This window comes from Leptothoe sp. PORK10 BA2, assembly GCF_034932105.1.
GTDB lineage: Bacteria > Cyanobacteriota > Cyanobacteriia > Phormidesmidales > Phormidesmidaceae > Leptothoe.
This window is the reverse complement of the sequence record NZ_JAYGIG010000141.1, coordinates 19,703-32,047: the sequence shown is the minus strand read 5'-3', so window position 1 is coordinate 32,047 and position 12,345 is coordinate 19,703. Positions and strand designations below refer to the sequence as shown.

Annotated in this window: 11 protein-coding genes; 6 read left to right on the top strand and 5 right to left on the bottom strand. The window is 52.7% G+C overall.

What is annotated here, in order from left to right; genetic code table 11:
- Nucleotides 1-204 precede the first annotated feature (204 nt).
- Together VB741_RS22840 and VB741_RS22835 are read left to right on the top strand one after the other, a co-directional pair.
- A complete protein-coding gene (locus VB741_RS22840) occupies nt 205-1,005 on the top strand; it encodes a pentapeptide repeat-containing protein (RefSeq protein WP_323367524.1) in 801 nt (266 codons plus the stop codon).
- A gap of 274 nt (nt 1,006-1,279) precedes the next feature.
- A complete protein-coding gene (locus VB741_RS22835) occupies nt 1,280-2,533 on the top strand; it encodes a DUF4335 domain-containing protein (protein ID WP_323367523.1) in 1,254 nt (417 codons plus the stop codon).
- A gap of 58 nt (nt 2,534-2,591) precedes the next feature.
- On the opposite strand, the gene VB741_RS22830 is transcribed toward VB741_RS22835, so the two are convergent.
- The 3 genes from VB741_RS22830 to VB741_RS22820 all read right to left on the bottom strand — a co-directional run bounded on the left by VB741_RS22830 (nt 2,592) and on the right by VB741_RS22820 (nt 4,004).
- Complete coding sequence (locus tag VB741_RS22830) at nt 2,592-3,023, bottom strand: ferredoxin (RefSeq protein WP_323367522.1); 432 nt, start codon at nt 3,021-3,023, stop codon at nt 2,592-2,594.
- Nucleotides 3,024-3,317: 294 nt separating this feature from the next.
- Complete coding sequence (locus VB741_RS22825; protein WP_323367521.1) at nt 3,318-3,713, bottom strand: DUF1257 domain-containing protein; 396 nt, start codon at nt 3,711-3,713, stop codon at nt 3,318-3,320.
- 78 nt (nt 3,714-3,791) lie between these two features.
- Nucleotides 3,792-4,004 (bottom strand): DUF2997 domain-containing protein, encoded by a 213-nt coding sequence (locus VB741_RS22820; RefSeq protein ID WP_323367520.1) that lies wholly within the window; start codon nt 4,002-4,004, stop codon nt 3,792-3,794.
- A 390-nt stretch (nt 4,005-4,394) separates the two neighbouring features.
- On the opposite strand from VB741_RS22820, the gene VB741_RS22815 reads away from it, so the two are divergent.
- The 3 genes from VB741_RS22815 (at nt 4,395) to VB741_RS22805 (ending at nt 7,157) form a co-directional block, all read left to right on the top strand.
- Nucleotides 4,395-4,856: a nitrate reductase associated protein gene (locus tag VB741_RS22815; RefSeq protein WP_442786435.1), complete on the top strand. Its 462-nt coding sequence runs from the start codon at nt 4,395-4,397 to the stop codon at nt 4,854-4,856.
- Between the two features lie 132 nt (nt 4,857-4,988).
- The gene (locus tag VB741_RS22810) at nt 4,989-5,555 is read left to right on the top strand and encodes a hypothetical protein (protein WP_323367518.1); all 567 of its coding nucleotides are present in this window, start codon (nt 4,989-4,991) and stop codon (nt 5,553-5,555) included.
- A 12-nt stretch (nt 5,556-5,567) separates the two neighbouring features.
- Nucleotides 5,568-7,157, top strand: coding sequence for an Hsp70 family protein (locus VB741_RS22805; protein WP_323367517.1), 1,590 nt, complete (start codon nt 5,568-5,570; stop codon nt 7,155-7,157).
- Between the two features lie 23 nt (nt 7,158-7,180).
- On the opposite strand, the gene VB741_RS22800 is transcribed toward VB741_RS22805, so the two are convergent.
- The gene (locus tag VB741_RS22800) at nt 7,181-7,795 is read right to left on the bottom strand and encodes a hypothetical protein (RefSeq protein ID WP_323367516.1); all 615 of its coding nucleotides are present in this window, start codon (nt 7,793-7,795) and stop codon (nt 7,181-7,183) included.
- Between the two features lie 327 nt (nt 7,796-8,122).
- On the opposite strand from VB741_RS22800, the gene speA reads away from it, so the two are divergent.
- Nucleotides 8,123-10,042: a biosynthetic arginine decarboxylase gene (speA, locus tag VB741_RS22795; RefSeq protein ID WP_442786434.1), complete on the top strand. Its 1,920-nt coding sequence runs from the start codon at nt 8,123-8,125 to the stop codon at nt 10,040-10,042.
- A 92-nt stretch (nt 10,043-10,134) separates the two neighbouring features.
- Here the strand turns inward: speA and VB741_RS22790 are convergent, their stop codons facing one another.
- On the bottom strand, nt 10,135-12,060 hold the full coding sequence (locus tag VB741_RS22790; RefSeq protein WP_323367514.1) for a serine/threonine phosphatase: 1,926 nt from the start codon (nt 12,058-12,060) through the stop codon (nt 10,135-10,137).
- Nucleotides 12,061-12,345 lie beyond the last annotated feature (285 nt).

Sequence of the window (12,345 nt, the reverse complement as noted above, 5' to 3'; positions counted from 1 at the left end):
TCGACGACGGCGCTATGGGCTGCGTTTCAATTTAATCGCCGCCCTCTACAACTATGAACTCAACCTGGCCTGAAAGAGTTAGAAAAGCCTTTCAGGCTAACACATAATCATTTTTGCAAGAGGTCTATTATTCCAGCTCTAATTGTTACTGCACCATTAGAACACATCAGGCGTGAAGACAATATAACAAAGGACCATGGCCGTTTGGAGAATGACAATAAATCTGAGAAAAAACAAGCGGTTCAGGCGTTGGTAGCTGGGTGTTCTGAAAAGAGATCCTATGCAGTAATTCCTGGGTACTTTTTAGAACGAGTATTTGGTCATTGTCGTCCACTTGACGGAGCCAAGTTATCAGAAGCCAACCTCAGATCCGCTGACCTCAGATCCGCCGACTTCAGAGCCGCCAGCCTCAGATCCGCCAGCCTCAGATCCGCCGACCTCAGCTACGCCGACCTCAGCTACGCCAACCTCAGAGCCGCCAGCCTCAGATCCGCCGTCCTCAGATCCGCCAGCCTCAGATCCGCCAGCCTCAGATCCGCCAGCCTCAGATCCGCCGACCTCAGCTCCGCCGACCTCAGCTCCGCCGACCTTAGCTCCGCCGACCTTAGCTCCGCCATCCTCAGCTCCGCCGACCTTAGCTCCGCCGTCCTCAGCTACGCCATCCTCAGCTCCGCCGACATGAGATCCGCCGTCCTCAGCTACGCCGACATGAGATCCGCCGTCCTCAGCTACGCCGACCTCAGCTTCGCTGACCTCAGCTCCGCTATTTTCCTGGCTACGGATTTACGTACCACAAAAGGACTTACTCAAAACCAATTAACAGGTAAAAACTCACCCTATCTCTGCAATTCTCCACTGCCCGGCAACATTAAAATTGAAGGCGGCAAAAACCGAGACTGCGACAAGTTAGCCGATATTTTGCACCAAAGATATCCAGGCTCGTTTGACAGCCCTGAAGCAGCAGCCGAATTCATCAAAGAACAACAACCGCAAACCTGGAAATAGTTTCCTGGCTCCCAGGCTCCATCCTGGCTCCCAGGCTCCATCCTGGCTCCCAGGTTCCGCCTGGCGAGCAATCCCGTGGCTCTGCCACTGATGAGAACAAATTTGGGGGCAGAGCCCCCCGGCAAGTGCCCAGCCAGAGGCTGGGTACCAGATAAAGGCGCACCCACCCGTTTCCCTAACGGTAACCACCCTAGCCTCAACGGGGTTCGCCTAGTAAGCTATAACCGTAGCGCCTACGCTGTTCAGATGTTACCCATCTGACCCAAACCCCCAGATGTCCCCAGTTCTACCCATCGATACCCAGCGTTATTCGTCTGGCGACTATACCCTGGAGGTAACGGCGCATCAATCAGCGCTATCCCAATGGAGCGACCGGCCCGTGGTGCGCCAGCTGCGCTTTAGCCTCTGGTCAGGACAGCAGCGCTTGATCACCGGCGATCAGCAACATCTAGTGGTCGTGAGCGATGCCGTCGAAGCCTATGTACAAACCCATCTCACCCACCAAGCCTGGCCCCAAAACCATCGCCTAGAAATTCTAGACCAGCAACTAGAACTCACTACGCTGCAGTTATTTGACCTGGCGGAGGTACTCAGTGCCTACGGTCAACACCAGATCACCTTACCCCGAGCCGCCAAAGCATTAGCCAAGGCAAAGACCCAGCGTCCGTGGGTCAGCTCAGCGGCAGCCTCCCTATTAGTCGCCGTTGGCGTCACGACAGCGGTGTACCTGCGGGACAGACCGGCAGGCTTAAACGACTTCGTTACCTCCCAGTCCCCTCAATCAACAGAGTTGGAAGAGGGTGGCGCAGCTGCCCCCCAAACGGCCCCCAGCCCCGAAGCTAGTTCTGATGCCAGTCCTGAGCGGCTGGAAACCCGCCCAGGGACTGGTCCATCATCTACAGAGTTGGGCCGGACTGCAGATGAGCCTAGCTTGAAGATCAATCAAGACTTGGCCCGACAGCAAAATGCCCCCCAGACCGAAGCCACTGATATCGCCCCTACTGCATCCAAACCCTTAGACGAAGACGTCGCTGGTTTTGAGCTGGATTCTGGTCCCGAGGACGCCATGCCTGAGATAGCCAGTGCTGAAGCCCCTGCTGCCCCGTCGCCTGCTGCCAGTGTCATCGCTCCCACTGCCGAAACGGCCATACAGCCGGAAGCAAACTTGGAGAGTGGTGATACCGCTGATGCTGCCCGTGATCCGGGCAGTGGTTCTGGCGATTTGGCAGCGAGTGCAGCACGGCAGTCTGGACCACAGGAAGACGGTGGGGCCAACGGGGTGGGTAGGGCGATGTTAGATGCGATCGCAACCCAACTCGCCCCTTACCAACCCACAGGGAGCCCTTATCCCCTGGTGTATCACCTACAAATCGCCCCCAATGGCAGAATTATGGCCATTGAACGGATTAGTGAAAATGCGCCTGCGATCGCACCTGCAGCCATTAGCCCAGCCCCTGGACGGCCCTTACGGGTGGAGGTGATTTACACCGGGGCTAATCGTCCGGTAGTGAATGAATTGTTTGAGTAAGTTGTGCCAGGTTCACGGGTCATGGGGGGTGAACCTGGGCAAATATCCTTGGCCCGCCCTACGATTCTTTGGTGACGCGGTTTTTACGACGGACCAATCCTTGATTGATGGGAAACCCAGCTACTGGAATCACCTGGTGACGGCGTTCTTCTTCCAAATGCTTCAGCTTGGTATAGTCCACCCAGTGAATGCAATTCACCGGACAGGTATCAATAGCTTCTTGAATCAGAGCTTCCTCGTCTCCATCTTGGCGCACCGCCCGAGCCCGACCGTATAGGGGCTCTATATAAAACGTGTTGCGAGCCACATGGGCACAGTTTTTACAACCAATGCAGGTGATTTCATCCACATAGACGCCCTTTTGACGAAACGCCCCACCCAACTCAGGTTCTAGACCAGAGCGAGCGGCCGCATTCCTTAGAATCCCACCTAATTCAGGCTCCAAACCGGAACGTTCAGGAGCACCAGTAGGCTCGGTTGGTAAAGTCATCAATCGCTACTCCAATCCTATGGGGACGACCTCAAAAGCAGGACCCAACAGCAATCTTATCTGGGAGATCCCAATCAATTTTTAGGGTATCAACTTAAACTGGGAAATCCTAGCTAGGTGGGGAATCAGGAGCCAGTGAGGCCCTGATTCCTGACTCCTGCCTTCTGAATACTATCCTTGGGAAAACGTCTCGCTTTGAATTGGTACCCAATTTTTAATCAATTCCTATAACAAAGGCGACCTGAAGCTAAATGCCCCAGAGCCGCCCCATCAAATTAGCTTTGCTGGCAAAGTCTAGCTCTGGGCCCAGCGCTGTAAAACCAGACGAATGGAGCCATCCTTAGCGGTCTGTTGCTCAGCTACTTGAAATCCCTGACGGGTGGTTTCGGTGACCACTGTGTGATAGGCGTAGCGCTGGGTCACCTGGTTCAAAAACCCATCTACGGACAAGGACTGCTGCCAATACTGCATGTCGGCCACCAGCTCATAGTCGCCAGTATCAACATTCCGCTTAAAGCCGACATCGTAGCCATTGTCTTGCTCGATGACAACGTCAGCAGTTTCGGTCTTGCCCTGGTAGCCCCGGACGGTCTGTGGCCCCACCTTCCAATCGGTACCCACGTCCGTCAGGGCAGACTGTAGGGCTGGTAGGTGGCGAATCTTGGTTTTAATCTGGCTAAAGTGCGACATCTTAAACCCTGTATTTTATCGAATTTAACAACATGGCCATGGGGCCGATTTTAGGCTGCAGTGATGGGCTTAGCCCGACTACCAGCTGGTGTAATTAGTCTGGGAATCTGTCTGCTCACTGGTGAGCTGATTGTCCTGGGCAAAAAACTCAGAGGTTTTTTCCTGGGACAAGACTTGACCTAACTGGGCTTCAACAGCGGCAGTTACTTCAGAACAGGAACGACCCACAACGCCTGTCACCAGTTCTTTGACTCGGCCGTCGGGATAAATAACAAATTCCAGAGTTTCCAAAGGGATTCACCTCTCCTGGGAATGGCCACATCGACGGAAAAGTCTAGGGGCAAAGCGATAAACAAACCATAACTAAAGGTTAGTTAAAACTCCATACATAAAATTAATACAGAGCATTGAGAAATGGAGTGCTTACCCTAGTCCTGATACTTAGTGTTGCGCACCTTCTTGAACCAGTCAAGCAGAAGAGTTTAGAGGATCTAGACCCGTCGTAAAGCCGTTACAAAATTCAATACTCTGACAAAGTTCGTAATGATTGATGGTTCCCAGGCTGGTCTAGCCCCCGTCCCCAGGCCTAATTGCCTGATTTAATCCATCAGGTGAGCGGCAGGCGATCAACAATAGTCAAATAGACGCTGAATAGAACGCATAGAAATTGGGTGAATGTATATGGAATCCGGTGGCTTTCAGTTTGAGCAGGAGTTTATCGGTTCACTGCGATGTATTCCCATGGCAGTCAGGCTCAAGTTAGATACCTGTGGTGTGAAGCTCAAGCTCAACCATTGGAACCAGTTCACCCAGGCTGAACGACAGACGTTGGTGGCTCTGGCCTGCGACACCCCGGTCAGCATCCTGGCTTACCGGCAGCACCTGCAGGCCCTGGTCACCCATTACAATGGCCAACCGGCTAAGGAAATTGACGTGGTGGCCCATCCCCCCTGGTTGGATAACGCCATTCCTGAGTCGGTTAAACAGCAGGCCATGGCTCACCAGCTGGACATTGCCCCTGGGGCTTGGCAGGGGTTGACACCGGCTCAGCGGTTTGCGTTGATTAAGCTCAGTCGTCCCAGCCATGAGAACCGTAACTTTGTCCCGGCGATGGCAGAGTTTGGTCTGGTGGATTCTGTCTAAAATCTGGGGGCTAAACTCTAGGGTTTAAGGGCTGGGGTTTAAGGCATTTGGGCTGCTAGTATCTATAGCAGCACGGCTCCCATCACGGCGTGAGGCCGGTCCGGACCCCAGTCGGTCATTATTTTTGTTTCCATGAATAACCAACCCTTTAACCAACCGCCCCGACCGCTCAATAATCAGCTTCCTCGGCGAGTGGGAAAAGCTCGTCCGGCCATGGGTATCCCTTGGCCCCTGTTGTCTGTGGTGCTGATTGTGCATGGGGTGGTGGGGCTACTGCTGTCCGTATTTTCTCCCCCCTACTGGGTGTGGCCCCTGGCCTTTGGGGGCACTCTGATCCAGTCAATTTTGCTGGCGGGTCCCAAGGCCCTATCGTCCCTGACTGGCGGGCGGGTTTTGCTATCCCGCTGGGCCACCTGCTTGGGTACTGCTTTGTCGGTGGTGGCCCTGGCCATTGCGGTGGGGTATGGGGGTACCTCCGATATTGACGCGATTCAATTTTTCCGCATCAGTCTGGCGATATTTTTTACCAATGTTGGGGTTTTGCTGCTGACGGCGATCTGCAGTTTGTTGATTGCCCATGCGGGCGATCGCATGTTGACGGAGATGGGACGCACCCGCTGCAGCTTAACCGTCCTTAGTTTTTGCTTTTTCGGTATGTTTATTGGGGGGGTGTTGGGGCTTGCGATCGCAACACTCTAAACAGGCATTCTGATGGTATTAGCAATTGACTTTGGTACCAGTAATACGGTGCTTTGCCGGTGGAATGCCGCCACCCAAGCGGCTGAAGTGCTCACCCTAGAGGCTGTGGCTCAGCGGGGGGCCGGGCCGGCCGTGGTGCCCAGTTTGCTCTACGTGGAAGACGCCCAGCAGGAGCGGGTGTTAATTGGTCAGCCGGTGCGCGATCGGGGGCTGGATCAGTCGGCGGAGCGCTGCTTTAAAAACTTTAAGCGCGGCATTGGCACCTCCATCCAGGGGTTTATGCCGGATGTGGATGGCCGTATTCTGTCCTTTGAGCAGGTGGGGGACTGGTTTCTCACCCAGGTGATGGAGCAGCTCCAGCAGCAGGAAGCCGATGGCCTCCATGGGGATGGCCTCGATGAGGTGGTTTTAACCGTCCCGGTGGACAGCTTTGAAACCTACCGCAGCTGGCTCGGCACTCTGTGCCAGCGCTGGGACATTAACCGGGTGCGGATGCTCGATGAACCCACGGCAGCTGCCTTGGGCTATGGCTTAACCAGCAATGAAACCGTATTGGTAATTGACTTTGGTGGCGGCACCCTGGATTTGGCCATTGTGCAGCTGCGGGGCGGGCGGGCCCAGGCCCTGGGGCACATTCTCAAATGGGGCCAGAAAGCCATGGGCACTTCGGCTCAGCGGGTTTCAACGGCAAAGGTATTGGCAAAGGCGGGGGAAAATCTGGGGGGGGCGGATATTGATCAATGGGTAGCCCAGGATCTGTGCGATCGCCATCATCTACCCCTATCTCCCCTCACCCTGCGACTGGCGGAACAGCTTAAAATTCAGCTGTCTACGGCCCTCAGCGCCAGCGAAAGCTATTTTGATGATGAAACCTTCGAAAGCTATGAGCTGACCCTCACCCGCGACCAGTTTGAGGCAATTCTGCACCACCAGGGATTCTTTGAACGGTTGGAGAGTCGGGTGAACCAGGTATTACAGGAGGGGCGTAGACAGGGCTTGGAGCTGGCAGATATTGATGCGGTGTTGCTGGTGGGGGGCACCACCCAGATTCCGGCTATCCAGACTTGGGTCAAGCAGCGATTTGAAGGCAATCGGGTATGCAGCGATCGGCCCTTTTCTGCGGTTGCTGCCGGGGCTTTACAACTACAGCAGGTGCAGCTGACGGACTTTTTGTACCACGGCTATGGAGTGCGTTTTTGGGACCGCCGCCATAATCGTCATGGCTGGCACCGGATTATTCCCCAGGGGCAGCCCTACCCAATGGCAGAGCCTATAGAGCTGGTGTTGGGAGCCTCCAGTGAAAAACAGCCCAGCATCGAGTTGATTATTGGTGAACTAGGGCGGGACCAGGGAAGTACGGAGGTCTACTTTGAGGGCAATCGTCTCGTTACCCGCCAAGCTAAAACAGGGAACGCCATGGCCCAACCCTTAAATGAAAAAGCGCCCAGTATTGCATCCCTCACCCCCCCTGGGATGCCGGGGGAAGACCGGGTGCGGCTGAGTTTTATCGTTGACCAAGACCGGCTACTGCGGGTCACGGTGGAGGATTTGCTGACGGCAGAGGTGTTGGCTAAAAATCAGGCGGTGGTGGAGCTTTCCTAGACCCTGGCCACCGATAGGCGCTTTTATTGATCTTTATCTTTATCTTCATCTTTATCAGGCGCCTCGCCCCCAAGACGTTCCCGCAGTTCTTCACCGGCCTTCTCGGCTTCGGCTTGGGTTTTGGCGATGATAAATGTCTGGGTCGCTAGGAGTACAATCACAAATAGTACCCCGGCCATGGTGAAGCTCAGTTTGGTGGATGGGATGCTTTGGCCTAGGGCGTAGATTGCGATCGCAAACACCGCTGCCAAGTAAATTTTGGACATGACAGGCATGGCAGAGGCCGACCAGCAGAGGGCCACTAAAATCGCATTAAAATAAAGCGCTAATAACCCCAGGTGAATGCGTTTGGCATAAATGTGCTGAGCTCGTTTGCGGCTACCCGCAAAGGGCAGCTTAAAACGATTAACCAACGCATTTACCCCATCCATAAAAATATGGACCACAGGAATGATCACACTGGACACCATCACCAGGAACTGGGGAGGAGCCTGCAATGTTTCATTGATCGCTTCCGATGACAACGCTAAATTAATGGCTTGACTAAAGAGAAAAGCAGCAAACACCGCCACCAGCAAAATTATAAAATCGACTGTCAAAGCAGGGACAACCGGTATCGGGGCTGTACGTGTTTTCATGGATTGAAGGTATCCCTTTGTACAAATTATCTAAATAAACATTAGTGGCCGTTACTGATTTACACCATGAATGAACCTAGAAAATCCTGGCATAATGCCTTATTGACTTATCAGTTCATCCTTTGGCTTAGTAACGATGTCAGCCGAGTAATCTACGTCTAGCTACCATAGCTCAGTGTCTCAATTATTCAGACTTACTGAAACCTTACAGATAAGCTGGGGATAAATTTAAACTATCATTACACCTTTGTTAAAGGAAATACCTTGATGAGTTCAACACCCGCTTCCGTCAATCAACATACTGCGCCTACCGCTGCTAAATCTGAAATGCCCGCCACCGGTAGACTCTCTTCAGACAGCCCGGCGTGGACTATTGAGGACAGTGAAGAACTCTATCGCATCAACGGTTGGGGAGAGCCCTATTTTTCCATCAATGCAGCGGGGCATGTGATTGTCTCACCCCAGGGCGACCGCGGTGGATCCTTAAATTTGCACGAACTGATTCAGGCATTGCAGGTACGAAAACTATCCCTCCCGATTCTTGTTCGTTTCTCTGACATTCTGGAAGATCGCATCGAACGACTCAATTCTTGCTTTGCCAAGGCTATCTCCAAGTATGCCTATGACGGTTGTTACCGGGGAGTGTTCCCAGTCAAATGTAACCAGCAACGCCATTTAGTAGAAGATCTGGTCAGATTTGGCGAGCGTTATCAATTTGGGTTAGAAGCCGGGTCTAAGCCTGAACTTTTGATTGCCCTGGCCACTTTAAAAACCCCTGGAGCCCTGCTCATCTGTAATGGCTATAAGGATCGGGCTTACCTGGAGACTGCCATGCTGGGACAAAAACTAGGTCAACAGCCAATGATTGTCTTAGAACAACTGGATGAGCTACCCCTGGTGATTGAAATTAGCCAACGGCTGAATATTCGTCCCCGTCTAGGGGTGCGGGCAAAACTCTCCACCAAAGGCGTAGGACGCTGGGGGGGATCAGCAGGCGATCGGGCAAAATTTGGCCTGACGATTCCCGAAATTTTGACCGTGGTGGACCAGTTAAAAGCAACGGATATGCTGTCGTGCTTACAGTTGCTGCATTTTCACATCGGCTCCCAAATGTCATCCATCAGCATCATTAAAGATGCTCTGCGGGAAGCCTGCCAAATCTATGTGGAACTGGTTTATCTGGGGGCCAATATGCAATACCTAGATGTGGGCGGTGGCCTGGGGGTGGACTATAACGGTTCCAAAACTAATGTGCCAGCCTCGAAAAATTATAGTATTCAAAACTACGCCAATGATGTTGTTGCGGAGGTCAAAGAAGCCTGCTCCGCCAAAGATTTACCAGTGCCGACCCTGATCAGCGAAAGTGGTCGGGCCATTGCCTCACACCAGTCCGTGTTGGTATTTGATGTGCTCGGCAGCAGTGAGGTTCGTCCCCAGAAACCGTTTGAACCATCTCCAGAAGATCATGCCATTCTCAAGGAGTTGTACGAGGCCTACCAAACCATTAACCCCAGCAATTACCAAGAAGTTTTCCATGATGCCGAGCAGTTTAAAGGGGAAGCCACCAGTCTGTTTAACTTTGGCTATCTCAGTTTGACTGAGCGAGCCAGGGTGGAAAATCTCTTTTGGGCCTGCTGCCAGAAAATTATTCAAGTGCTGCGCCAGGAAACCTATGTGCCTGATGACTTGGCGGGCTTGGAAAAGATGATGGCTTCTATTTACTACATTAATCTCTCCGTGTTTCAATCCGCCCCGGATACCTGGGCCATCGATCAGCTGTTTCCGATTATGCCCATTCATCGTCTGAACGAGGAACCCACCTGTCGAGCGACCCTGGCTGATTTGACCTGTGACAGTGATGGCAAAATTGACCAGTTTATTGGTTTGCACGGGGCGAAATCGGTGTTGGAACTCCATGAGCTAAAGCCACAGGAGCCCTATTATCTGGGGATGTTTCTCAATGGGGCCTACCAAGAAACCATGGGAAATCTGCACAATCTTTTTGGGGATACCAACATGGTTCATATTCAGGTGACTCCCCAGGGGTACACCATTGAACATGTGGTAAAGGGGGACACCATGAAAGAGGTACTGAGCTATGTACAGTATGATTCTGAGGCCCTGGTAGAACAAATTCGCCGCCGTTCGGAAATATCCCTCAAGGAGAAACAGATTACCCTGACGGAGGCGCAACTACTGTTGCAAAACTATGAGGAGAGTTTGAGCCAGTATACGTATTTGGTTTAAACCAAACAGGGTTTAAACCTTGCCTAAACCCATGTAAGGGCGTTCCATGGAACGCCCTTTTTAAACCGATCGTACAGGGTCTAAACGGTTGGCTAAATAGATTGAAGTTTGGAAAGGTCTGGTTTGACCTTGAGCTTCACCACCAAGACCGTAATGTTGTCATGGCCGTTGTGTTCGTTGGCCAATTCAATCAGGTCGGCCACACCTTCTTCGATCCCTTTATGGCCCCGGAGAATCGGCTCGATATGGCTAGCGCAATGGGTTTCCAGCAGTCTGTCATCACTGAGACCATCGGAACACAGCAGCAGCAGCGTGTCTTCCGTCAGGTTCAAATAATTAAAGCCGGGATCTAGGGCATCCTGCCCGCAGGGACCCAGGGCTTGGGTGAGCTGGTAGGCATCGGGTCTGGCGTAAGCAATAGCAGGCTCTACACCGCGCTTAATTTCCCGCTGGCCCACTTCATGGTCAACGGTGATCTGCTGTAGCCCCAGACGTTTGGTATAGCGATATAGCCGACTGTCCCCCACATGGGCGGCCACGGCCTGGGTGCCCTTGACCAGGAGCATGACTAGGGTGGTGCCCATGCGGGCACTGCCGGTGCGTTCCTCTGCCTGGTTTTTGTCGTAGAGTACCTGGTTGGCCAGGTTAATGCCATGGCGAAGTTCAGTTTCGCTGGGCAGATCTGACGTCCAATGCTCATCCAGGTAGGCGCGGAGGTGGTCCACCGCTAATTGACTGGCAATTTCGCCGCCGGAGTGGCCCCCCATGCCATCGCAAAGGATGTAGGCACAGCGAGCGTCTAAGGTCTGGGCGGCTGGGGTTTCTTCTCGCCTCAGGGCGGACTGGATGAAGTAGTTATCTTCATTATGGTTTCGCTGCTGACCTACATGGGATTGGCCCGCATCCTCTAGCCCCGTAAGCTTCATCGGTAACACCATGGTGGGTGAATCGATGCTATCCATAGCCGCATCTTCCGACAGGTCAATGCCTTCTAATCCTGGAATGCCTAGGTCTGCTAGGACATTTCTATCGGGTGTTGTTTCGGAGGTGGCGGTGGAAATATCCGTCCCTAGCTGATATTTATCCGCGATCTCAACCAAACGTTCCTTTAAGTCATCAATGCCCTCAAACTGTCCTTCAGTTACCTGGGCCGCCAAATGAGTCAGGTCCTCTAGGGATTGGTTATTGGACTGGAGTAAAGACTGCCACAGCAGACCCATGTCGGCCAGGCGATAGTCGTGAACATAGGGACCCATTTCAATGCATCGCAGACAGACGATCTGGTCCTCGTCCATGCATAGATTGCTAATGTTAAGCAAACTGCCCTGACCCTTAAAGGCAGCCATAGCTTCCCACAGCTCGGCCATGACATAGAAACTATGGACTTGCTGTAGCGGATCGAGGGTGGCCTCTTGCCAGACGCTCAGCAAATCAGGCAAGGCTCGCCGATCTTCAATGATTAAGACACTGTAATCGGGTTCAATCCAAGCCTGCTGAAGTTCTGGGATGGAGGGAAAGAAACGACCGTGGAGGGCTAGATAGGGATAAGCCATCAGGGGAAAGAGCTGGGTTTCATCCGTTTCCCCCAGGGGCACCAAAGAGAACTGCTGCCGCTGTTCCACTAGGGAGGAGGCCATATCATTGGGTTTTGTATCTGTTACCCTAGCTTCCACAGGTTTTTGATTATCTGCACTCAGGCGCAGCTCCTCCACCAGTCGATAGCGCTCCTGGGTATCCAACCAATCTCCGACAGCTCGCACCCTTTCTGCGGAGGGGGCCATGGGCGTTGCCTGAGAAACCGCTACCTGTTGCCAAATGTCTGTGTCACCACTGCTTAGTTGACTGGTGGGCTGGCTAGCTAGCTGGCTGGCTTCGTCTGTTTGTGCATCGGCAATCAAGGCAACCGGTGACGTCCCTGGAAGAATCAAGGCTCTCCAAAGCTGCAGTGGCGATCCACATGACTGGCAAAATTTGTGCTCGGTAGGATTCTTAAATTGGCAGTATGGACAAATGATCATCAGTGGATACAAAAAGACCGTTGACAATGATCGCAGCTGAGCAAAATGGAGCGTTACCGATAGTCAGAATAACTCAACAGCAACGGGAGTAAGGGGTCATCACTAACGATTCCCAAAGGTCAAACAAAGTAACCTTCAAAGTAACCTTTGGAACTAAACCCATCCATAAATGAGGATTTTAGAAAGAAATACAATACAGCATAGTCGATCAGCCATGCAGACGTTGGTATAAATGCAACCAAATCAATTGTAGCGTTGTCGAGGACGGGGGCGAGTAGGCTTGCC

Coding starts and splice junctions, on each gene's coding strand:
- VB741_RS22835 (WP_323367523.1), top strand. CDS start 1,280: ATGTCCCCAGTTCTACCCATCGATACCCAGCGTTATTCGTCTGGCGAC.
- VB741_RS22830 (WP_323367522.1), bottom strand. CDS start 3,023: ATGACTTTACCAACCGAGCCTACTGGTGCTCCTGAACGTTCCGGTTTG.
- VB741_RS22825 (WP_323367521.1), bottom strand. CDS start 3,713: ATGTCGCACTTTAGCCAGATTAAAACCAAGATTCGCCACCTACCAGCC.
- VB741_RS22815 (WP_442786435.1), top strand. CDS start 4,395: ATGGAATCCGGTGGCTTTCAGTTTGAGCAGGAGTTTATCGGTTCACTG.
- VB741_RS22810 (WP_323367518.1), top strand. CDS start 4,989: ATGAATAACCAACCCTTTAACCAACCGCCCCGACCGCTCAATAATCAG.
- VB741_RS22805 (WP_323367517.1), top strand. CDS start 5,568: ATGGTATTAGCAATTGACTTTGGTACCAGTAATACGGTGCTTTGCCGG.
- VB741_RS22800 (WP_323367516.1), bottom strand. CDS start 7,795: ATGAAAACACGTACAGCCCCGATACCGGTTGTCCCTGCTTTGACAGTC.
- speA (WP_442786434.1), top strand. CDS start 8,123: ATGCCCGCCACCGGTAGACTCTCTTCAGACAGCCCGGCGTGGACTATT.
- VB741_RS22790 (WP_323367514.1), bottom strand. CDS start 12,060: ATGATCATTTGTCCATACTGCCAATTTAAGAATCCTACCGAGCACAAA.